We start from the raw sequence: 20,714 nt of genomic DNA on the forward strand, positions 1-20,714 counted from the left end.
CACCGGGTGCGGCGACTAACGTCGCACCCGGGGATACCGGGGTCGACACGGGATTGTGCGGGAGGACAGCAGCGGTGAACGGACGTTATGACGAGTCTGCGCCGCGGCCGGATGGCGCTTGGACGACCGGCGAGCAGGTGACCACCGAGAGCACGCATCTCGAGCACGACGACCGAACCGATTCGACCAAGCACCCGGCGACGCCTTCGGGTGGGACACCTGTTCAACTAGCAGGGGTCCAGCAACCGCAGGGCTACCCGGGCACGCCGCCCGGCGGCACGCCCGCGTTGCCGCCCTACATCGACCAGACGCCGTCCGCGCCGCAGGGCTACGAGCAGCCGCAGCACCCGTACGCGCCGCAGCCGCAGTACGCGCCGCCGCCGGGCTACCAGCAGCAGCCACAGAACCAACAGAACCCGCAGCAGCACAACCCGTACGCGGCGCAGTCGCAGTGGAGTTCGCCGCAGCAGCCGACCGGTTCCACCGAGCACGAGCTGTCGTCGGCGCGGTTGATCAAGCAGCAGAAGCGGGCGCCGTCCTCGGGCTGGCGGCGTGCGGTGTACGTGGCCAGCGGCCACATGATCAACCCCGGCGAAGCGCCGATGGACGTCAAGCGGCGCGAGCTGATCACGCGGGTCAACCGGCCGCTGCGGGGTTGCTACAAGATCGCGATGCTGAGCCTCAAGGGCGGCGTCGGCAAGACCACGACCACCACGACGCTGGGCTCGACGTTCGCGTCTTTGCGCGGCGACCGCGTGATCGCCGTGGACGCCAACCCCGACCGCGGCACGCTGAGCCAGAAGATCCCGCTGGAGACCACGGCGACCGTGCGGCACCTGCTGCGCGACGTCGACCGGATCACCCGCTACAGCGACATCCGCGCGTACACCTCACAGGGTCCGTCGCGGCTCGAGGTGCTGGCCAGCGAGCAGGACCCGGCGGTCTCGGAGGCGTTCAGCGAGGACGACTACCGGCGCACGGTCCAGCTGCTCGAGCACTTCTACAACATCGTGCTCACCGACTGCGGCACCGGCCTGATGCACTCGGCCATGAAGGGCGTGCTCGACCTGGCGGACTCGCTGGTGATCGTGTCGTCCGGTTCGGTGGACGGCGCCCGCAGCGCGTCGGCGACGCTGGACTGGCTCGACGCCCACGGCTACCGCCTGCTGGTCGCCAAGTCCGTCGCGGTGATCAACTCGGTGCGCCCGGGTTCCGGCTCGGTCGACCTGGACAAGCTGTCCCAGCACTTCAACGCCCGCTGCCGGGCGGTGTGCCGGATCCCGTTCGACGCACACCTGGAAGAAGGCGCGGAGATCGAGCTCGACCGGCTTGCCCCGGCCACCCGCCTGGCGTTGCTGGAGATGGCGGCGACGGTCGCGGAGGACTTCCCGGCCTGAGCCCGCTCGGGGTCGGCGCTGAGCTTGTTACGCGCCCCCGTCCTCGGGCTTGCGCTTGTCGAGGCTGCGCAGGAACTCAGGATCGTCGTCGGGCGCGGTCACGCGCCGGGGCCGGGTGCTGCGTGGCGTGGGCTCGTTGGCAGGCACCCCGAAAGCACGCCACAGCAGCACAGCGATGGTGACGAGACCGATCGCGGCGAGGACGAACAACATTCTGGCCACCTTCCTCAAGCATCGTCACCGAGGGTAGCCCAAGTGCCGGTCCTGCGCGTTCATCCGCACCCGTCCGTTATGTACCGAATAACGGATCAGCCGGTTGCTTCGGTCGTCAGCTCGGCGAGCAGGGTCTTGACCTCGGACTCCCGGAACCGGCGGTGCCCGCCCGGGGTGCGGATCGAACCGATGCGGCCCGCGGTGGCCCAGCGGGTGACCGTCTTCGGGTCGACACGGAACAACGCGGCGACCTCTCCCGGTGTCAGCAGGCGCTCGCCGACATGCGCGATGGTCATGGTGGCCTCCCTCGTTTCGACTTGGCGGATCAGGCGTACCGGTCTGATCGTGGCATCTCGCCCGTCAGGTACTCGAACGGTTGTCAGATGGTAAAGAGGTAGTAAGGGACAAAACGGCGGGATCGGACATGGACGCCGACGTCGTAAAGTGCCCGGCGTGGACGACGTCGACCGCCGCATCATCGCGGCCCTGCGCACCAACGGACGCGTGACCTACGCCGACCTCGGCCGGCAGGTCGGGCTCTCGGCGTCGGCGGTGCACGAACGCGTCGGCAAACTGGAGACGACCGGGGTCATCACGGGCTACCACGCCGTCGTGGACCCGCGCACGGTCGGCCTCGGCGTCACCGCGCTGGTCGGCATCCAGCTCTCCGACAACGGTGAGCAGGAAGAGGTCGCCACCTCCCTGGGCCGCCAGCCCGAGGTCGAGTCCTGCTACGCCGTCGCTGGTGACGAGGCGTTCATCGTCAAGGTCCGGGTCGGCACGGTCGACGAACTCGAGCACACGCTGGGCCGGCTGCGCCGCCTGGAGGGCGTGTCCCGCACCCGGACCACCGTCGTGCTCTCCACCCGGTTCGAGGGCCGGCCGAACCCCGTCGAGCACTACGGTGATCCCGACGTCGAACAGGCAGGGCGGTAGCGTCGGTGGTTGTGGAACAGGCGGGCGGCGGGAACCGGTTCGGGCGCGACCTCGTGCTCTACACGCTGGCGCGGGTGGTGCTCGTGGCGGCGCTCACGGTCGTGCTCGCCCTGGTCAAAGTTCCTTTGCTCGTGGCCCTGGCCATCGCGCTGGTCGCCGGTTTCCCTTTGAGTCTTTTACTGTTCCGCGGCCTGAACCAGCGGGTCACCACCGGGCTGGCCGAGCGGAACAAGGCCCGCTACGACGAGCGGCAGCGCCTGCGCGCCCAGCTCCGTGGCGACGAGACCGCCGATGACCAGGGCAAAGACGACTAGGGCCGACGCCGCCGGCTGAGCATCACCGCGCCCGTGGCCGTCGAGACCAGCGCGAGCGCCAGGACGACGATCCCCAGCGTCAACGCGGTGCCGGAGTGCCAGAAATCACTTTTCGAGTCGCTGGAATCGGCCGCCGCGGTGACGGAGTGGTGCACGACCTTGCGTTGCGTGATCACCGTCTTGTACGGCTGGTCGTCGGGCGCCTGGGTAAAGGAAATGTCATCGGTGATGTCCGAGGGCGTCGGCCAGTCGCCGTCGTAGCGGGTGACGAACGTCGGCGTGCCGGCCGTGGCGGGCACCGCCGGGTATCGGGCCTGGTCGTTGACGCCGGCGAAGTAGAGCTGGAGCTCGCCGTCGGCCGGAGCCGGTGAGGTCGCGCTCATCTTGTGGTCGGCCAGCACGTAGAGGCGCAGCGACTGCGGTGTCGAGGCGCCCGCGGACAGCCGCATCGGGTAGACGGCCCGCGGCGAGTCGAAGCTGACCCGCAGCGGCGGCAGCACGCCACCGAGCGAGTGGTCGCCGGCGCCGGACATCTTGACCGCGACCACCTGCCAGCCGTCGGACAGGTACTTCGCCAAGCCCTCGGACAGCTTCGGGGAGATCGTGAACCCGTTGTCGGTCAACCACTTGGCGACGGCCTTCGGGTCGGAGCCGGTCAGCTGGGCGACGTCGTACGGGCCGAGCGTCACGCGGTCGGTCACGCTCACCGGCGGCGCGCTCGACGGCGGGGCGGCCCCCGCGCCGCGGCCGTCGCCGTCGTCGTCCCCCTCGACCTCGACGGTGCGGACCTCGGGCGCGGTGAGCTGCTCGAGCTGGTCGAACAGCGCCTGGTCGCCGAGCTCCATCGACGCCCGCCTTGGCACCGGCATGACCCAGGCCGCCTTGGTCGCCGTGGTGTCGGCGGCGAACTGCATGCTCACCACCTCGTGCCCCGGCGTCAGCTGCACCACGGCGGTCTCCTGGTGCACGCTCACCTTCTCGTCGGCCACGAACCCACCGCACCCGCACGCCTGCGCGGCCAGCGGCGAGGCCACCCCGAGCCCGCCCGCCAGGACCGCGACGGTCAGTGTTCTGCTGATTCCCCTGCGCATGACACCCCTCCTGTCGTTGCCGAACTGACGGAGTGCGCGCCTGATCGGGTTCGCAGCGATGACGAATCGTGATGCTTGACCGGTTAGCGTCACTGTCCATGAGTGACCGTGACTGGGTGTGTGAGGCTATTCGGCTGATCGACGCCGACGCCAACCGCAGCGCCGACACCCACCTCCTCCCGTTTCCCCTGCCCGCGGAGTGGGGCGTGCGGCTCTACCTCAAGGACGAGTCCACCCACCCGACCGGCTCGCTCAAGCACCGCCTCGCTCGCTCGCTGTTCCTGTACGCGCTGTGCAACGGCTGGGTCACCGAAGGCACGCCGGTGATCGAGGCGTCCTCGGGGTCCACGGCGGTCTCGGAGGCGTACTTCGCCCGGATGCTGGGGCTGCCGTTCATCGCCGTGATGCCGCGTTCGACCAGCACCGAGAAGGTCGCGCTGATCGAGCGCCAAGGCGGGCGGTGCCACTTCGTCGACGAGCCCGGCGCCATTTACGCCGAGTCCCGCAGGCTGGCCGACGAGCTCGGCGGGCACTACCTCGACCAGTTCACCTACGCCGAGCGGGCCACCGACTGGCGCGGCAACAACAACATCGCCGAGTCGATCTTCGAGCAGATGCGCCTGGAACCCGACCCCGAGCCGGCGTGGATCGTCGTCGGCGCGGGCACCGGCGGCACCAGCGCCACCATCGGCCGGTTCATCCGGTACCGCAGGCTGCGCACCCGGCTCGCCGTCGTCGACCCGGAGAACTCCGTCTTCCACGACGCGTGGCACGACTGCGCCCGCGACCTGACCGGCTGTCGCGGCTCCCGCATCGAGGGCATCGGCCGCCCGCGGGTGGAGCCGTCGTTCGTCGGCGAGGTGATCGACCGGATGATCAAGGTGCCGGACGCCGCGTCCATCGCCGCGATCCGGGCCGTCGAGGTCATCCTGGGCCGCCGGGTCGGCGGCTCGACCGGCACCAACCTGTGGGGTGCGTTCCAGATCGTCGCCGAGATGCGGGCGGCCGGGCGCACCGGCAGCGTCGTCACGTTGCTCTGCGACGGCGGCGAGCGCTACGGCCACACCTACTACGACGACGCGTGGGTGGCCGCGCAAGGGCTCGACCTGACCGCGCACGAAGCGGTCCTGGGCGACTTCCTGGCCACCGGGGACTGGCCGGAACCAGCGCGCGCCGCGCGGCTGGTCACGGAAAGCACGACGTGATGGGGGCCGAGCCCGAGTGGAAGACCCCGGAGATCCGGGCGGCCGAGGCCCGGCTCGAGCGCTCGGCCGAGGCCGTGCGGGAACTCGTGGAGAAGATCGAGCGCGAAGGCCTGCCGTCCGCCCCGGCAAGCGATCCCGACGAGGCCGCCCAGCCGGACACCGCGCCGGACCGGACTGACGGTGACAGCGAGGGCAACATCGTCCTGCGCGACAGCTCCTGGTAGCCCGCCCTGAATGTCGCATTCGAGACGTCCAGTGCCCCGAATGGGCCATTCAAGGCAGTCAGCTGACCGCCAGCGCGACGGTGGTCAGCGCGGCCCACGCCAACATGGCCAGCGACGTGTCCCGCAGGACCGGGATCAACGCCATGCCCTTCACGCCCTGCGCCACGCTGCGAGCCGCCCGACCCACGACCAGCAACGCCAGCAACCCGGCCAAAGTCCAGGCGGTGGCGAGCGCGGCGAGGATCGACACCACGAACGGAATGGCCACCAGGGCGAAGTACAGCACCCGCGTGCGCTGCTCGCCGAGCCGCACCGCCAGCGTCCGCTTGCCCGACAGCCGATCCGTTGGCACGTCACGCAAGTTGTTCGCCACCAGCACCGCCGCCGAGAACGCGCCGACGGCGACCGACCCGAGCACGCCCAGCACCGTCAACCGTCCGATTTGGACGTACAACGTGCCCAGCACGCCGATCAACCCGAAGAACAGGAACACCGCGGCCTCGCCCCAGCCCGAATACCCGTACGGCTTCGAACCACCGGTGTAGAACCAGGCCCCGGCAATGCACACGGCGCCGACGGCCAGCAGCCACCAGTACCCGGACAGCGCCACCAACCCGAGCCCCGCGACCCCGGCCACGGCGAAGCTCACCAACGCAGCCGTCAGCACCGACCGCGCGCCGGCCGCCCCGGACCCGACCAGCCGCATCGGCCCGACGCGGTCGGCGTCGGTCCCGCGGATCCCGTCGGAGTAGTCGTTGGCGTAGTTCACCCCGACCTGCAGCGCCACCGACACGACCATGGCCAGCACCGTCCGCGCCCAGGAGAACCCGTCGACCGCGGCCGCGGCGCCGGCGCCGACCAGCACCGGCGCGATGGAGTTCGGCAGCGTGCGGGGCCGAGCCCCTTCGATCCACTCCGCGACTGTGGCCATGCGCCCATCTTGCCCTGCCGGATCAGCAGTTGCGCACGCCCGAGACGCCCGACACATACACCGACGCCACGTACATGCCGGGGTAGAGCCGGTACCAGACGTTGTTGCGCCCGAACGTGCCGCTGACCCACAGCCCTCTGAGCTTGCACTCGACGCGCACCTGGGCCTTGTTGGCGGCGACCCCGACGTTCGGGCGCTGGCTGGACGCACCCGACCGCACGTTCAACGGGATGCCGTTGGTGTGCACGGTGCCGACCGCGCCGGTGCCCGTCCACTGGTAGGTCACGGTGACGTAGGAGTTGCCCTTGAGCCGGAGCCCGTCGTGGAACGTGCCGTCGGCCAGGTCGATGCCCGACGGGTTCTTGACCTTGCGGCCGTACTGGTCCTTGCCCTTGTTGTAACCCTTGCGGTACGCGGCATCCGCCTCCGGCGTGCCCTGCGGCAGGTCCTTCCACCGCTGGCGCCGGGTGCCCGTGCTCCAGTGGTCGTCGGTGGTGTTCCACGGGCCGACGTCCCACACCGGCGCCCACGCGCACCGCTTGTTCGCGCAGACCCGCACGCTGTACTCGCCGCTGCCGTTGGCACCCAGTGCCCGTCGCGACGGCAACGCGACGAAGTGGTCCTTCTTGGCGATCTTGTGGCCGTTCGCGGTCTTGTGGCCGATCAGCCCCTCGCGGGTGGCGTAGACCCGGTAGCTCAGCCCGGCCTTGTCAGCGGAGTCCGGCTGGATCCGGGTCGAGTCGTCCGGGTGCACGGTGAGCGGGCCGACGGCGGCGTCCTGGCCGGTCAGCACGGCGCGCAGCTGGAGCTGGGTGGCGCGCAGGGGCAACGCCGCCGGCAACGGCAGCCACTGGCTCCAGGTGCCGTCGGCGCGGCGGGCCCGCACGTCGAGTTCGGCCCCGTGGCGGTCGGCGTCGGCGGTCACGCCGGTGGCCGGGGTGCTCAGCGTGTGCGGCGGGTAGACGGCGACGCCCCACGGGTCCGGGGTGCCCGCGCTCGCCGCCTTGGCCGCGTCGTCCGCGTCGTCCGCGAGCCGGACGGTCGGGCCGTCGGCCCGGACGTTGCTGCTGTCCGCGGTGAACGTCGTCGCGTCGATGGTCCAGTCGTCTGTGGCTGCGTTCCTGGCCGCGTTCGTGGCCGCGTTCGTGGCCGCGGCGGCGGCCGGTGGCACGGCCGCGCTCGCGCCGGCCGCCAGCGTCGCGACCGCGACGGTGGCGAGCACGCGCACCAGCCTGGTAGTTGATCCCATGATCCGAGGGAAGATCCGCTTTGCCGGTGCGGCAACTCGAAGTCCGGGGGGATCACCTGATGGTGGTCAGCTCCACCGCCGGAACCCACCCTCCGTGTTGATCACCTGACCCGTGATCCACTCGCCGTCGTCGGTGGCGAGCCACGCGATCAGCCGCGCCGGGTCGTCCGGCTCGCCCCAGCGACCGGCCGGGAAGCGCCGGGCCACCGCTTCGCGTGCGGCCGGCGGCGCGTACCCGGTGTCCACCGGGCCGGGGTTGACCGCGTTCACGGTGATCCCGCGGTCGGCGAGGTGGTCGGCCAGCGACCTGGTGATCGACGCGAGCGCGCCCTTGCTGGTCGCGTAGGCGATCTCGTCCGGCATCGGGCCGAGGTCCTGGCCGGAGGTCAGGAAGAGCACCCGGCCGCCGCGGCGCCCGTCGTGCTGCGCGGCGAACGCCTTGGCCAGCAGGATCGACGAGCGCGTGTTCACGGCGAAGTGCCGGTCCAGCCGCGCCGCGTCCATCGTCTCGAGTGGACCGTCGTGCCCGCTCTGCGCGTGGTTGCACACCAGCACGTCCACGTGCCCGAACCGCGCGACGGCGGCGTCCAGCAGGGCCTGCGGCGCGTCCGGCTCGGCGAGATCGGCCGCGAAGTGCGCCTCCTCGTCGGCGAACCCGGCGGGCACGTCCGGATCGGCGCCCCACGGCTGTTCCCGGTCGTGCGGTGGATAGCCGTGCAGGAACAGGCTCGCGCCCAGCTCGCCGAGCCGCCGCGCGATCGCCTGTCCGATCCCGGCTCGCCTGCTCACGCCCGTGACGACGGCGACCCGTCCCGTCAGGTCCTCGCGCATGCCGCGCAGTGTGTCAGCCGGCCTTGCCGCGAGCCACGTACATTTTCATGCCGGTGAAGTCGAGCGTGAGGTTGTAGGGCTTGTAGAACGGGTGGAACAGCGTGAACGGCACGTCGAACCCGGAGCGCGGCGGCCTGCTGTCGGGGCTCGCCACGCTGTAGAACCCCCGGGCGGCGGCGTCGCCGAGGCGGACCTCGTCCGGGAAGCAGGGGTAGACCACGGTCGGGTGGCTGTGGGCGTAGGTCTCCAGTGGACGGTCGTAGTCGATGCGGATCCGCAGCTGCTTGGCCGTTTCCACCGACATGACCGCGACGTTCTCGCTGATCCCGCCGATGGACAGGCCCGTGACCCGCGGGCCGGAGCCGTCGATGCTGCCGAGGCTGTACATCTCCTGCCCGCCGGCCAGCCACAGCGGCAGGGGCTCGGCTCCCGCAGGTGCCTTGCCGATCGCTTCGGGGGTGGGGCGGCGCAGGATCAGCGAGCGGCCCGCGTAGTCGAAGGTGGTCAGCAAGTGCCAGAAGACCCACGAGCCGATGAGGCCGTCGTGCGCACCGCCTGGATCAGCGGCGTTGGTTTCCGCTTCGGACCACCCCACGGGGATGTTGCGCAGTTCGATGTCGCCCAGCTTGAAGGATTCCAGTACCCCGAAGTACTGCCATGCGTAGCCGTCCAAGTAGTCGATCTTCTGCTTGGCGACGGCGGTCAGCCCGGCTTCCTCGGCCACCTGCATGGACAGGCCGAGCCACGGGGCGCCGGTGTAGAACATGAAGCGCTTCGGCGCGCCGCCGTTGACCGAGGCCTCGATCATCGGTGTCGGATCCATTTGCAGCCAGGGCAACCGCGCGGTGTCACCGTGGAGCTGGTACGGCTCGCCGTGGACGGCCTCGAACCAGGTGGCGTCGACGTCGTCGCCGAGCACGCGCAAATGGTGCGCGGAGAGCGACAACTTGTCCTGCCGCAGGTAGCAATCGGCCATCAACCTGTTGGCGCTCGGGTCGCCGGGCGCCAAGCCGAGGGCCATCTTGAGGTACTTCTCGGCCTCGGCGAACCGGTTGGACAGCAGGGCGACATAGCCGCGTTGGCTGGCCGCGTGCACGTTCGTGGGGTCCTTTTTCAGGATTTCCTCGTACGCGCGGCCGGCCTGCTCGAACCGCCCGGCCTTGAACAGCGCGTCCGCATCCGGGCCGGGGCCGGGCTGCGCCGTGGCCGACCTGCCCAGCAGCGGTGCGGCCGCCGCGACCCCGGCCATGACGGCCGCGGCCCGCAACGCCGACCGTCGATCCCACTTCCCACTACCCGCCACGGTGTCGGCCCTTCGTTCGCTGTCGCTGCATGCCGTGCGGGGTTCACCGTTGCGCACCGACTTCCGCGCACCGTGATCACCACGTCACAGCTCTGCTACAGCCCCCACCTGCTCCGCCCGACGGGAATCAGCCCGCTAGTTCCCGTGGGCGAGGGTGGCGCGGACGGCGGTCCGGTCGATCTTGCCGGGGCCGCGCAAGGGCATTGCGGGAGCGAAGCGGATCTCCTTGGGGGTGGCGGCGGCGCCGAGTTCCGCGCGGACGGCGGCCTGCAGATCGGCGGTGGCCGGCGGGGTGCCGTCGGGGACGACGAGGGCGACCACGCGTTCGCCCCATTCCGGGTCGGGCAGGCCGACCACGCACGCCTCGCCGACGCCCGGTCGCGCGCACAGCACCCGCTCGACCGCGGCGGCCGGGACCTTCTCGCCGCCGGTGTTGATCACGTCGTCGACCCGGCCGAGGACGGTCAGGTGGTCGCCGTCGAGCCGGCCCAGGTCGGACGTGCGGAACCACTGGCCGGCAAACGCTTGCGCGGTCAGCTCCGGCCGCAGCCGGTAGCCGTGGGACAGGGTCGGGCCGCCGAGCTCGATCACCCCGCCGTCGCCCAGCCGGACCCGCACGCCACGCAATGGCACGCCGTCGTACACGCACCCGCCCGCGGTCTCGCTCATCCCGTAGGTCGTCCACATCCGCACGCCCGCCGCCCGCGCCTGGTCGACCAGCCGCTGCGGGGTGGCCGCGCCACCGATCAGCACGCCGTCGAACGCCCGCAACGCCGCCAGCCCGGCCTCGTCGCGCACCAGCCGCGAGAGCTGGGTGGGCACCAGCGCCGTGTAGTGCGGGCCGGGCGTGGCCAGCACCGGCGCCGCCGCGGCGACGAAGGTGGACGGCCGGAAACCGCCGGTCAGGTCGAGCACCGCCGGGTCGCGCCCGGCCAGAATGGTCCGGACCAGCACCTGGATGCCCGCGACGTGGTGCGCGGGCATGGCGAGCAGCCAGCCGCCCGGGCCGCCGAGCCGCTCGTGCGTCGCGTCCGCCGAGGCCCGCAACGCGCCGGCGGAGAGCAGGACGCCCTTCGGCTCGCCGGTCGACCCGGAGGTCGCGACGATCACAGCGGTGCCCGGTTCGACGGGCTTGTCCGGAGCCATGGCCGCGCGCACGGATCCGTCGGCGACCGGCAGCACGGCCGGCCCACCGGCCAGGGCCTCGGACAACGCCTCGGCCAGGGCGTGCACCGCGCGGGTCCCACCGTCGAGCAGCACTTCACGCACGCGACCATCATGCATAAGGTTCGGTGGGTGGCGGTGTCGGCGGCGGATCTGCATGCGTACCTGCGCAGGCTCGGCTGGGCCGCGCGACCGGCGCCGACCAAGGACACGCTGATCGAACTGCACCGCGCCCACGCCGAACGCATCCCGTACGAGACGGTGTGGATCGCGTTGGGCGACAAGCGAAGCGTCGACCCGGGCGAATCCGTGCGGCACCTGCTGGCCGGGCGCGGCGGCTACTGCTACCACCTCAACGGCGCGTTCGGCGCGTTGCTGGCGTGGCTGGGTTACGAGGTGCACCGCCACCGGGCGGGCGTGCAGGGCCGCCCGACCGACCCGCGCGAGATCAGCGGCAACCACCTGGGGATCTCCGTCACGCTGCCGGACGAGGGCACGTGGATGGTCGACCTCGGGCTCGGCGACGGGCTGCACGAACCCGTGCCGCTGCGCACCGGCCGCTACCCGCAGGGCCCGATGACGTTCGGGATCCGGCCGTCGACGGTCGCGCCGGGTGGCTGGCGCTTCGACCACGACCCGTTCGGCTCGTTCGAGGGCTGCGACTTCGCCCCCGAGGGCACCGTGCTCGCCGACTTCGCCGAGAACCACCGCTGGCAGTCGACGTCGCCCGAGTCCGGTCACGTGCGGGTGGTGCTCGCCGCGCGCCGGGACGAGAAGTCGGTGTCGGAACTGCGTGGCCGGGTGCTGACGGTGATCGACTCGAGCGGCCGCGGCGACACCCAGATCGAGGGCTCGTCGGACTACTTCACCGTGCTGGCCGAGGTTTTCGGGTTGCCGCTGTCCGATGTGGACTCGCGGCGCAAGGCGGCCTTGTGGGCACGCGTGTGCACCGACCACGAGGCCTACCTCGCCACGAAGCGCTAGCTGGGGACCGGGTCTGGCTGGATGGCCGGGTTGGTCGGCCAGCTCACCGAGTGATGGGCAGGCGCTAGTAGTAGTAGGGGAACTGGGACCAGTCCGGTGGCCGCTTCTCCAGGAAGGCGTCCCGGCCCTCGACCGCCTCGTCCGTCATGTACGCCAGCCTCGTCGTCTCGCCCGCGAAGAGCTGCTGGCCGACCAGGCCGTCGTCGATCAGGTTGAAGGCGTATTTGAGCATCCGCTGCGCGGTCGGCGACTTGCCGTTGATCTCCTTGGCCCACTGCAGCGCCGTCGCCTCGAGTTCGGCGTGCGGGACGACCTCGTTAACCGCGCCCATGGCGTGCATCTGCTCGGCGCTGTACGTGCGGCCGAGGAAGAAGATCTCGCGGGCGAACTTCTGGCCGACCTGCCGGGCCAGGTAGGCCGAGCCGTAGCCGGCGTCGAAGCTGCCCACGTCGGCGTCGGTCTGCTTGAACTTGGCGTGCTCGGCGCTGGCGATGGTGAGGTCGCAGGTCACGTGCAGGCTGTGTCCGCCGCCCGCGGCCCAGCCGGGCACCACCGCGATCACGACCTTGGGCATGAACCGGATGAGCCGCTGGCACTCCAGGATGTGCAGCCGCCCGGCCCGCGCCGGGTCCACCGTGTCCGAAGTCTCACCGGAGGCGTACTGGTAGCCCGAGCGGCCGCGAATCCGCTGGTCACCGCCGGAACAGAAGGCCCAGCCACCGTCCTTGGCCGACGGCCCGTTGCCGGTGAGCAACACGCAGCCGACATCGGCGGACATGCGGGCGTGGTCCAGCGCCGTGTAGAGCTCGTCGACGGTGTGCGGGCGGAAGGCGTTGCGGACTTCCGGCCGGTCAAAGGCGATGCGGACCGCGCCCGTGCCGGTCGCCCGGTGGTAGGTGATGTCGGTGAACTCGAAGCCTTCGACCGCGCGCCACTCGGCCGGGTCGAACAGCTCCGAAACAGGGTTCTCAGCCACGCCTGGGAGAATAGGACCCGTGAACCCGTCCACCGCGCAGGCGACCGTCGTCGTCGACGAGCTGGTCCGCGGTGGCGTCCGCCATGTGGTGGTGTGCCCCGGATCACGCAACGCCCCGCTGTCCATCGCGCTGCACGCGGCCGCCGTCGCCGGGCGGCTGGCCCTGCACGTGCGCATCGACGAACGCAGTGCCGCCTTCTTCGCCCTCGGCATCGCCCGCGGCAGTGGCGCGACCGTCGCCGTCGTGTGCACCTCGGGCACCGCGGTCGCGAACCTGCACCCGGCCGCGCTCGAGGCGCACTACGCCCGCGTGCCGCTGCTGCTGGTCACCGCCGACCGGCCGGGCGAGCTGGTCGGCACCGGCGCCAACCAGACCGTGCGCCAGCACGGCATCTTCGGCCCCGACGTGTCCGTTGTGGACATGCCGCTGGCCGAGCGGATCCCCAACCGCAACCCGGTGTGGCGGGGCACCGTCTGCCGGGCGCTGGCCGTCGCGGCCGCCGGTGGTCCGGTCCAGCTCAACGTGCCGCTGCGCGAGCCGCTCGTGCCCACCGACGCACCTGCGTGGCCCGACTCGCTCGACGGCCGCCCGGACGGCGCGCCGTGGACCGTCCGGCAGCGCACGACGACCACCGTCACCGACCCCGTCCACCTGCCGGCCCGCACGGTCGTGGTGCTCGGCGACGGCCCGCACGCCACCGCGGCCGCCGAGTTCGCCGCCGGGGCCGGGTGGCCGGTGATCGCCGAGCCTGTCGCCAGCGGCGGGAAACCGCTGCGGCACGGCGCATTGCTCCTCGCGGCCGGCATCCCCGACCGGCTGCGCCCCGAGGCGGTGCTCGCCGTCGGCCGGCCGACCCTCTCACGCGGCGTGCAACGGTTGCTGGGCTCGGCACCGCGGGTGCACGTGGTCGACGACGGCGCCGAATGGACCGACCCGCAGCACGTCGCGAACACCACCGCCACCGAACTCGCCGTGATCGCCGCGCCGCCCGACACCGGCTGGTCGCGGGCCTGGGAAGACGCCGCCGAGCAGGCCGCCGACGTGGTGGAAACCGTGTTGTCCCAAGCGAAGTGGCCCACCGGCATGCACGTGGCCCGCGACCTGCTGGCCGCTGTCCCGGCCGGGTCGGTGCTCTTCGCCGGGTCGTCCAACCCGATCCGCGACCTGGACTTCGCCGCCGTGGCCCGGGCCGACGTGCGCGTCCACGCCAACCGCGGCGTCGCCGGCATCGACGGCAGCGTGTCCAGTGCGCTCGGCGTGGCCTTGGGCGCCGGCCGGCGCGGCTACGCGTTGCTGGGCGACCTCACGTTCCTGCACGACTCCGGCGGCCTGCTGATCGGTCCCGGCGAAGCCCGCCCGGACGTGACGGTCGTGGTGCTCAACGACGACGGCGGCGGCATCTTCACGCTGCTGGAGCAGGGCGCACCCGAGCACGCCGACTCGTTCGAGCGCGTCTTCGGCACGCCGCACGGCACCGACCTCGCCGCGCTGTGCGCCGCGCACGGCATCCCGCACGTGCTGGCCGACGACCCCGAGGTGTTCCGGGCAGCGCTCGCCCCCGAACCGGGCGTCCGGGTGGTCGAGGTGCGCGCGGACCGGTCGGTGCTGCGGGAGCTGCACGCCCGGCTGCGCACCGAGGTGCACGACCGGATCAACGGCTGAAACTCGTATGCAACCTTCTCGATGACCCGAGGCATGGATAACCCCAGAAGCGTTCGACGAACAGGGGAGTTCCATGCGTATCCGAGTCGTACTGCCGATCGCCGCGGCCCTGGTCGCACTCGGCGCCGCCATCGGCATCCCGGCCCTGGCCAGCGCCGGGTCGCCGAACCCGGCACCGCCCACCACCTCCGCGCCCCAGCCCACGGGCGTCCCCCAGCCCACCGGTGTTCCGCAGCCCACTCCGCAGCCGACTGGTCCGCAACCCAGTGCCACGCCGACCGTGTCGCTGCCGCCGAGCACCTCGCCGGGGAACTCGCACACGCCGACCACCTCGCCCGGGGTCCCGCAGCCGTCGACCACCGCGCCCGGCCACCGGGCGCCGACCAGCCCCGGCCCCACTGGTCCCATGTCCTCCCCGGCGCACCCGCCGACGACGTGGCAGCCGGCCCCCGGTGCCCCCGCTCCGGGCAAGTAACGCCCTGCTGGAGCAGGCAAGGGCCACAGACCCGAACGGCAGCGCCCCGGTGACCCCCACCGGCGGCGCCCCGTGGGATGCCGATTTCAGCCGGTACTTCGCGGCCCGCGCCCACACGTTGCGCGGCACCGCGTACCTGCTGTGCGGCGACTGGCACCGCGCCGAGGACCTGACCCAGACCGCGCTGACCAAGCTCTACGTGGCGTGGCCGCGGCTGGTGCAGCACGACATGCTGGACGGGTACGCCCGCAAGATCGTCGTGCGGACGTTCCTGGCCGAGAACCGCCGGTCGTGGCGCCGGCGCGAGCAGCTCACCCACGAACCACCCGAGCAGCCGGCGGGCGAGCCGGAGCCCGAGCACCGAGTGCTGGTTCGGGAGGCGCTGACGGCGGTGCCGCCAAAGCAGCGGGCCGTGCTCGTGCTGCGCTACTGGAACGACCTGAGCGTCGAGCAGACCGCGGCCGTGCTCGGCTGCAGCACCGGCAACGTCAAGAGCCAGACCGCGCGCGGGCTCGCCGCGCTGCGCAAGAAGCTCGCCGAGGGAGGTGCGCACGGTGGCCGATGAGGACGACATCCGCGACCTGTTCGCGCGGGCCCGCCCGGACGCGGGCCCCGCGCTGGGCATCGATCCCGTGGCGGTCGCGCGGGATGGCGAACGCATCCGGCGCCGGCGCCGGCAGCTGCAGTGGGTGGCCAGCTCGGCCGCGGTCGTGCTGGTGCTCGTCGCGGTCGTGGTGATCGTCGCCCTGCTGCCGCACGGGCCGGTCGGCCCGCTGACCCCGGCGCGGCCGCCGTCGCCGACCGTCGAGACGCCGATGCCCACCGGGCCGCCGGGGGTGCCAGGGATGTCCGGGATCCCGGGAACCCCGCAGCCGACCGGGGTCACCGGCCCGCCGAGCGCGACGTCGAGCCCGGGTCTGCCGACCAGCGTGACCTCGACTCCGTCGACGTGAATTCCCTTGCCTGTCAACCCACTTCCGTAGGTTCCCCACCACTCGGGAATGACCCGCTCGACGGCTGGTGCGGGGCATTCGGCGCGGCTACGTTCGTGCCATGGTGCCAACACGAAGAGTGACAAGATTACTGGTCACAGCGGCTGCGGTGGGTCTCGCGGCCGGTGTGGCGACGGCTCCGGCCGACGCGGCCCCCAAGGCTCCGTCGCCGGGCGCCGCGGGAATCGGCGACGCCTACTACCCGCTCGACGGAAATGGCGGGTACGACGTCGGGCACTACGACATCCGGTTGAGCTACCGGCCGGCCGGCGACGAACTGTCGGGCACCACCACCATCACGGCCAAGGCGACCCAGGACCTGTCGCGGTTCAACCTCGACTTCCTGCTGAAGGTGTCGACGCTGCGGGTCAACAACGTGCCCGCCAAGTTCGCCACCGACGGCGGCGAGCTGACCGTGACCCCGGCCAAGCCGATCGCCAAGGGCACGAACCTGACCATCGTCGTCACCTACGACGACAGCCCTGGCAAGTACAAGCTCTACGGCTTCAACGCCTGGAAGCGCACCGCGGACGGCGGCGCGCTGGCCACCGACGAGCCGCAGATCGCGCCGTGGTGGTTCCCGAGCAACGACCACCCGCTGGACAAGGCGACCTTCGACGTCTCGATCGCCGCGCCCAAGGACTTCGCGGTGCTCTCCAACGGCACGTTCGCGGGCAAGTCCACCCAGGGCAACGGCCTCGTGCGATGGAACTGGCGCAGCGCCAAGCCCCAGGGCACCTACGAGACCTCGCTCGTGGTCGGCAAGTACCAGGTGAACTTCCAGACCGCGCCGAACGGTCAGCCGTTCGTCACCGCTTACGGTGCCGACCTCGCCAACCCCGACCAGGCGCGGGCGAGCGTCGAGCGCACCCCGGAGATCCTCGAGTTCGAGAGCACCCAGTTCGGCCCGTACCCGTTCGAAGCGCAGGGCGGCGTCGTGTCCACCGGGCTCGGGTTCGCGCTGGAGAACCAGACCCGCCCGACGTTCTCCGACGACTTCTTCACCGACGGCAGCGACACCTACGTCGTCGCGCACGAGAACGCGCACCAGTGGTTCGGCGACTCGGTGTCGGTCGCCGGCTGGCGCAACATCTGGCTGAACGAGGGCTTCGCGAGCTACGCCGAGACGCTGTGGTCGGAGTACCTCGGTGAGGGCACGGCGGCCGAGGTGAACCAGTACGCCTACGACTCCATCCCGGCCGACGACCCGTTCTGGCAGGTCCTGCCGGGCGACCCGGGTCCGGACAACCAGTTCGACGACGCGGTCTACACCCGCGGCGCGATGGCGTTGCAGGCGTTGCGGACTGCCGTCGGGGACGCGGACTTCTTCAAGATCCTGAAGAAGTGGACCAAGACCCGCCAGTACGGCAACGGCACCATCGAGCAGTTCGTCGGGCTGGCGGAGAACGTCTCCGGCAAGCCGTTGCAGTCGCTGTTCACCACGTGGCTCTTCACCGCGGGCAAGCCCGCGGTCGGCCCGAACGGCGCCTCGGTTTCGAAGGCGCTCGTGGCGCCGAAGTCGTTTGCCAAGATCCGCGCGACCGATCGGAAGCTGGCCGCGGCCGGCGGCTGAGCTCGCACGGTGGGTGGTGAAAGGCCCTGAATGGCCCATTCGAGGCGCTGGGTGTCTTGAATGGGCCATTCAGGGCGTTGGGGGTGCGGATAGGCTGCCGCCATGGCGGTGGGGGTGATGCGCGCGATGTCCGGCAAGGGCAGGCGGATCGCCACGTGGGTGCTGCTGGCCGTGGCGTCGGTGCTCACGCTGCTCTGCCTGCTGCTGTTCATCGGCGGCATGCGCAACGACATCGCGATCGGCTCGCACATCGGCTACGCGAACGCCGAGGTCGTCTCCACGAGCTTCGGCCGGACCGTGGTGCGGTTCAACACCCCCGACGGCGCCGTGCACAGCCCGCCCGACGGCATCCTCTACCCGAAGGGCCTGGTACCGGGCCAGATCGTGCGGGTCGAGTACGACCAGCGCAATCCCGAACTCGCCCGGGTGGCGGGCCGGTCGATCACCTCGGCGTGGTTCCCGCTGACCTTGATCATCGTGGTCGCGTGGGGGGTCGTCATCGGCGTGCTGCACTGGCTGCGCACCCGCTCCTGACCGCCATTAGGCTCTGCCCATGTCGCGGGCCGGCTTGGACAAGAATCCGCATGACATCGCCGAGATGTTCGACGGTGTGGCGAAGGGCTACGACCGCACGAACTCGGTGATGACGCTGGGCTTCGACCGGCGCTGGCGCGAGCAGACGCGCCGCGTGCTGGACGCGGCGCCCGGCGAGGCGGTGCTGGACCTCGCCGCGGGCACCGCGGTGTCCACCGTGGAGTACGCACGCTCCGGTGCGTGGTGCCTGGCCGCGGACTTCTCCCTCGGCATGCTGCGTGGCGGCGCGTCGCGCGACGTGCCCAAGGTCGCCGCCGACGCGTTCCACCTGCCGTTGCGCGACAACAGCTTCGACGCGGTGACGGTCACGTTCGGGCTGCGCAACATGAGCCCCACGCCGGCCGCGCTGGCCGAGATGTTGCGGGTGACCAAGCCCGGCGGGCGGCTGGTGATCTGCGAGGTCGCCCAGCCGCCGTTCCGCCCGATCCGCTGGCTCTACCACCACGTGGTGCTGCGCATGCTCCCGTTGGTGACCAAGCCGTTCTCGTCCAACGCGCCCGCGTACCGCTACCTCGCCGAGTCCATGCGCGACTGGCACGATCAGAAGACGCTGGCCCGGATGATCTCCGACGCGGGTTGGCAGGACGTCGAATGGCTGAACCTCACCCTCGGCGTGGTCGCCCTGCACCGAGCCGTCAGGCCCGGGGGCTGACGACTCGACGGCGGCTCGGTCAGTGCTGCTTGGGCTCCAGCTGCCACTCGCTGACCCGGCGGATGATCCTCATCAACGGCACGGCGGAGGCGACCAACAGCAAGCCCCGCAGGACGAAGCCGACGACCTCGGTGTGCAACCCGTCGAGCGTGTTTGTGTCGCGGCTGGTGAAGTACGTGACGACGCCGGCGAGGATGAACGGCGCCCACCAGAACCGGATCAACGGGACGCCGGGCATGCCGATCGAGCTCACCTGGTCGTGGCGGGTGCTCGGCATGCTCGCCCGGTAGATGTCCTCGACGATCATGGGCGGGAACCACAGGTTGACGACCGGGCAGAACCAGGCGCCGATCACCCACCCCCGCGACCGGCGGTGCTGCATGGTGCAGATCAGCTCGGCGTTCTGCCGGGCCTGGTATGCCCAGACGATCAGCAGGACGGCCGTCGCGATCGTGGTCGCGACGGAGAACAGGCTCAGCCTGCTGTCCAGGTTGTCCGCCGCGACCACGTCGGCCACGGTCGCGCCGCGGCCCGCGAGGTAGTCCCGGGCGAGGGAGTAGGCGTGCCACTCGCCGAACGCGAGGATCAAGGCCGCGCCCGCCGTGACGTACGCCAGGATCCAGGCGGCCTTGCCGAGTCCCACCACCGAACGCGGTGCCTGTGCCCAGTGGCCTTGTGGTGCGTTCAGACCTGGTTGGACCACGATCCGATCCCTCCCCTTGTGTGGATATCACCCACCTATCGCGGGGGGACGGGGCGCGTTTCCGGTTGCCGGCGGCGGTCACCCGAGTGGCCGCCGCCGGCCGTCAAGTCCGGGGCCGTCAAGCCTGGCTGACGCGGCGCACGGTCCCGGCCAGCAGCCAGCCCGCGGCGGCGACGAGCACCGCGGCCACGGTCACGCCGATGTTCTCGGTGCGGATGGCGGCGGCCGAAGCATCGTCGGCGGCCGTCCCGGTGACCAGCTTGATCAGGGTCGAGGCGATCACGAGCCCCCACCAGGCGCGCACCGCGAGCGTCTTGCCCGCGATGTCCTCGACGACCAGCAGCGGCAGCACCAGGTTCGCGCCGGGCAGCAGCCAGCCGCCGATCGTCCAGCCGCGGGCCAGGCGCTGCCGGTCACCGCGGGCCTCGGCGGCCAGGCGCGCCCGCCAGAGCCAGGTCAGGAACACGACGCCGGTGAGCGCGCCGAGCACCAGGTAGACCACGGACGCGAGTTCGCTGGTGTGGTCGAGCCAGCTCGAGATGGCCACGGCGAACCCGGCCAGGGCCGTGACGCCGATCCCGGCCAGCGTGGCTGCCGTCAAGTTGGCGGTCTGCGTGCGGTCGAGCACCTGTGCCATGTCCCGCTCCTCCGTCAGTCGGTTTTGCCCGATTTTGCGGAGGTGAACTCGACGATGGCTGGAGTCAGTGGTCGCGCCACAACGCGAAGACGAACCGCCCGGCGGCGACGGCCAGGAGCACGCCGCCGACGGTGAGGCCGACGGTCTCGGTGAGCACCGGCCCGAGCGTGCCGTCCATCACGGTGTTGTGGGTGAGCACGATGACCAGCCACGCGCCGAGCAGCAGCGACCACTCGTGCCGGGCCGCGCGGGCGAGCCTGCGGTCCACCCGCACCCGCCAGGTCCAGAGGACCACCATGACCGCGGTCGCGAGGGTGCCGACGAACGTGACCGTGCCGAGCGACCCCGCGATGTCGTCCGCGCTGAGCAGGCCGCCCAGCGCCACACCGTGGCGGCCGACGTAGCCGGCCAGGGTCGCGTAGGCGCGCCACTCGGCGACGGTGAGACCGAGGGCGCACAACGCCGTGGCGCACACGACGATGGCGGTCGTCAGGTCCTGGACCTCGTGCGGGCGCCGCAGCGGTTGGGTCATGCCCGGGTATCGGCCAGGGCGTTCGTCCGTTTCGCGTTGTGCCGCTGTGTCGATTCCGCTCGCGCCCGTTCGATG

General features: G+C 71.4%; 25 protein-coding genes. 13 read left to right on the top strand and 12 right to left on the bottom strand.

All coding sequences use genetic code 11. From position 1 onward, the window contains the following. Positions 1-74: 74 nt before the first annotated feature. Positions 75-1,397, top strand: a complete 1,323-nt coding sequence (locus tag EV186_RS07835; protein WP_424982205.1) for a MinD/ParA family ATP-binding protein — start codon at positions 75-77, stop codon at positions 1,395-1,397. A 27-nt stretch (positions 1,398-1,424) separates the two neighbouring features. Here the strand turns inward: EV186_RS07835 and EV186_RS07840 are convergent, their stop codons facing one another. Both EV186_RS07840 and EV186_RS07845 read right to left on the bottom strand, forming a co-directional pair. Next, positions 1,425-1,610: a hypothetical protein gene (locus EV186_RS07840; RefSeq protein ID WP_133848334.1), complete on the bottom strand. Its 186-nt coding sequence runs from the start codon at positions 1,608-1,610 to the stop codon at positions 1,425-1,427. Between the two features lie 95 nt (positions 1,611-1,705). Next, complete coding sequence (locus tag EV186_RS07845) at positions 1,706-1,906, bottom strand: BldC family transcriptional regulator (protein ID WP_133848335.1); 201 nt, start codon at positions 1,904-1,906, stop codon at positions 1,706-1,708. 157 nt (positions 1,907-2,063) lie between these two features. Between EV186_RS07845 and EV186_RS07850 the strand changes: the two genes are divergently transcribed. Both EV186_RS07850 and EV186_RS07855 read left to right on the top strand, forming a co-directional pair. Then, a complete protein-coding gene (locus EV186_RS07850) occupies positions 2,064-2,546 on the top strand; it encodes an Lrp/AsnC family transcriptional regulator (RefSeq protein ID WP_133848336.1) in 483 nt (160 codons plus the stop codon). 11 nt (positions 2,547-2,557) lie between these two features. Continuing rightward, on the top strand, positions 2,558-2,860 hold the full coding sequence (locus EV186_RS07855; RefSeq protein WP_133848337.1) for a DUF4229 domain-containing protein: 303 nt from the start codon (positions 2,558-2,560) through the stop codon (positions 2,858-2,860). Here the strand turns inward: EV186_RS07855 and EV186_RS07860 are convergent. After that, positions 2,857-3,951, bottom strand: coding sequence for a DUF2330 domain-containing protein (locus tag EV186_RS07860; RefSeq protein ID WP_133848338.1), 1,095 nt, complete (start codon positions 3,949-3,951; stop codon positions 2,857-2,859). The two genes, EV186_RS07855 and EV186_RS07860, sit on opposite strands and share 4 nt — an antisense overlap. A gap of 98 nt (positions 3,952-4,049) precedes the next feature. Between EV186_RS07860 and cds1 the strand changes: the two genes are divergently transcribed. Together cds1 and EV186_RS07870 are read left to right on the top strand one after the other, a co-directional pair. After that, complete coding sequence (gene cds1 / locus EV186_RS07865) at positions 4,050-5,156, top strand: L-cysteine desulfhydrase Cds1 (protein WP_133848339.1); 1,107 nt, start codon at positions 4,050-4,052, stop codon at positions 5,154-5,156. After that, a complete protein-coding gene (locus tag EV186_RS07870; RefSeq protein WP_133848340.1) occupies positions 5,156-5,380 on the top strand; it encodes a hypothetical protein in 225 nt (74 codons plus the stop codon). Before cds1 ends, EV186_RS07870 begins: the two co-directional genes overlap by 1 nt. Before the next feature lie 58 nt (positions 5,381-5,438). Here EV186_RS07870 and EV186_RS07875 read toward each other — a convergent pair whose 3' ends face one another. The 5 genes from EV186_RS07875 to menE form a co-directional block, all read right to left on the bottom strand. Next, a complete protein-coding gene (locus EV186_RS07875) occupies positions 5,439-6,311 on the bottom strand; it encodes a 1,4-dihydroxy-2-naphthoate polyprenyltransferase (protein ID WP_133848341.1) in 873 nt (290 codons plus the stop codon). A gap of 22 nt (positions 6,312-6,333) precedes the next feature. Beyond that, on the bottom strand, positions 6,334-7,560 hold the full coding sequence (locus tag EV186_RS07880) for a hypothetical protein (protein ID WP_133848342.1): 1,227 nt from the start codon (positions 7,558-7,560) through the stop codon (positions 6,334-6,336). Positions 7,561-7,626: 66 nt separating this feature from the next. After that, positions 7,627-8,391 (bottom strand): SDR family oxidoreductase, encoded by a 765-nt coding sequence (locus EV186_RS07885; protein ID WP_133848343.1) that lies wholly within the window; start codon positions 8,389-8,391, stop codon positions 7,627-7,629. A gap of 13 nt (positions 8,392-8,404) precedes the next feature. Next, complete coding sequence (locus tag EV186_RS07890) at positions 8,405-9,694, bottom strand: tetratricopeptide repeat protein (protein ID WP_133848344.1); 1,290 nt, start codon at positions 9,692-9,694, stop codon at positions 8,405-8,407. A gap of 135 nt (positions 9,695-9,829) precedes the next feature. Then, positions 9,830-10,963 (bottom strand): o-succinylbenzoate--CoA ligase, encoded by a 1,134-nt coding sequence (gene menE, locus EV186_RS07895; RefSeq protein WP_133848345.1) that lies wholly within the window; start codon positions 10,961-10,963, stop codon positions 9,830-9,832. 27 nt (positions 10,964-10,990) lie between these two features. On the opposite strand from menE, the gene EV186_RS07900 reads away from it, so the two are divergent. After that, a complete protein-coding gene (locus tag EV186_RS07900; RefSeq protein WP_243753874.1) occupies positions 10,991-11,842 on the top strand; it encodes an arylamine N-acetyltransferase family protein in 852 nt (283 codons plus the stop codon). 64 nt (positions 11,843-11,906) lie between these two features. Here EV186_RS07900 and EV186_RS07905 read toward each other — a convergent pair whose 3' ends face one another. Next, positions 11,907-12,818: a 1,4-dihydroxy-2-naphthoyl-CoA synthase gene (locus EV186_RS07905; protein WP_133848346.1), complete on the bottom strand. Its 912-nt coding sequence runs from the start codon at positions 12,816-12,818 to the stop codon at positions 11,907-11,909. A gap of 19 nt (positions 12,819-12,837) precedes the next feature. Between EV186_RS07905 and menD the strand changes: the two genes are divergently transcribed. From menD to EV186_RS07940, 7 genes are all read left to right on the top strand, one after another. Next, a complete protein-coding gene (menD, locus tag EV186_RS07910) occupies positions 12,838-14,481 on the top strand; it encodes a 2-succinyl-5-enolpyruvyl-6-hydroxy-3-cyclohexene-1-carboxylic-acid synthase (RefSeq protein ID WP_133848347.1) in 1,644 nt (547 codons plus the stop codon). 73 nt (positions 14,482-14,554) lie between these two features. After that, positions 14,555-14,956, top strand: a complete 402-nt coding sequence (locus EV186_RS07915) for a hypothetical protein (protein ID WP_133848348.1) — start codon at positions 14,555-14,557, stop codon at positions 14,954-14,956. A gap of 49 nt (positions 14,957-15,005) precedes the next feature. Further along, positions 15,006-15,521 carry a SigE family RNA polymerase sigma factor gene (locus tag EV186_RS07920; protein WP_133848349.1) on the top strand — a complete coding sequence of 172 codons (516 nt, stop codon included), beginning with the start codon at positions 15,006-15,008 and terminating at the stop codon, positions 15,519-15,521. Then, positions 15,511-15,909, top strand: coding sequence for a hypothetical protein (locus EV186_RS07925; protein WP_133848350.1), 399 nt, complete (start codon positions 15,511-15,513; stop codon positions 15,907-15,909). The genes EV186_RS07920 and EV186_RS07925 overlap by 11 nt, the downstream gene beginning before the upstream one ends. A gap of 118 nt (positions 15,910-16,027) precedes the next feature. Then, on the top strand, positions 16,028-17,521 hold the full coding sequence (locus EV186_RS07930) for a M1 family metallopeptidase (protein WP_424982212.1): 1,494 nt from the start codon (positions 16,028-16,030) through the stop codon (positions 17,519-17,521). 102 nt (positions 17,522-17,623) lie between these two features. Further along, positions 17,624-18,055 (top strand): DUF3592 domain-containing protein, encoded by a 432-nt coding sequence (locus EV186_RS07935; protein ID WP_243753875.1) that lies wholly within the window; start codon positions 17,624-17,626, stop codon positions 18,053-18,055. A gap of 19 nt (positions 18,056-18,074) precedes the next feature. Further along, a complete protein-coding gene (locus tag EV186_RS07940; protein WP_133848352.1) occupies positions 18,075-18,767 on the top strand; it encodes a demethylmenaquinone methyltransferase in 693 nt (230 codons plus the stop codon). A gap of 19 nt (positions 18,768-18,786) precedes the next feature. On the opposite strand, the gene EV186_RS07945 is transcribed toward EV186_RS07940, so the two are convergent. The 3 genes from EV186_RS07945 to EV186_RS07955 all read right to left on the bottom strand — a co-directional run bounded on the left by EV186_RS07945 (position 18,787) and on the right by EV186_RS07955 (position 20,639). Beyond that, on the bottom strand, positions 18,787-19,470 hold the full coding sequence (locus EV186_RS07945; RefSeq protein WP_166659055.1) for a DUF4328 domain-containing protein: 684 nt from the start codon (positions 19,468-19,470) through the stop codon (positions 18,787-18,789). Positions 19,471-19,588: 118 nt separating this feature from the next. Then, positions 19,589-20,107, bottom strand: coding sequence for a DUF4328 domain-containing protein (locus tag EV186_RS07950; protein WP_133848354.1), 519 nt, complete (start codon positions 20,105-20,107; stop codon positions 19,589-19,591). Between the two features lie 64 nt (positions 20,108-20,171). Further along, positions 20,172-20,639 carry a hypothetical protein gene (locus tag EV186_RS07955; protein ID WP_133848355.1) on the bottom strand — a complete coding sequence of 156 codons (468 nt, stop codon included), beginning with the start codon at positions 20,637-20,639 and terminating at the stop codon, positions 20,172-20,174. Positions 20,640-20,714 lie beyond the last annotated feature (75 nt).

Source organism: Labedaea rhizosphaerae, assembly GCF_004362825.1.
GTDB classification, from domain to species: Bacteria; Actinomycetota; Actinomycetes; order Mycobacteriales; family Pseudonocardiaceae; genus Labedaea; species Labedaea rhizosphaerae.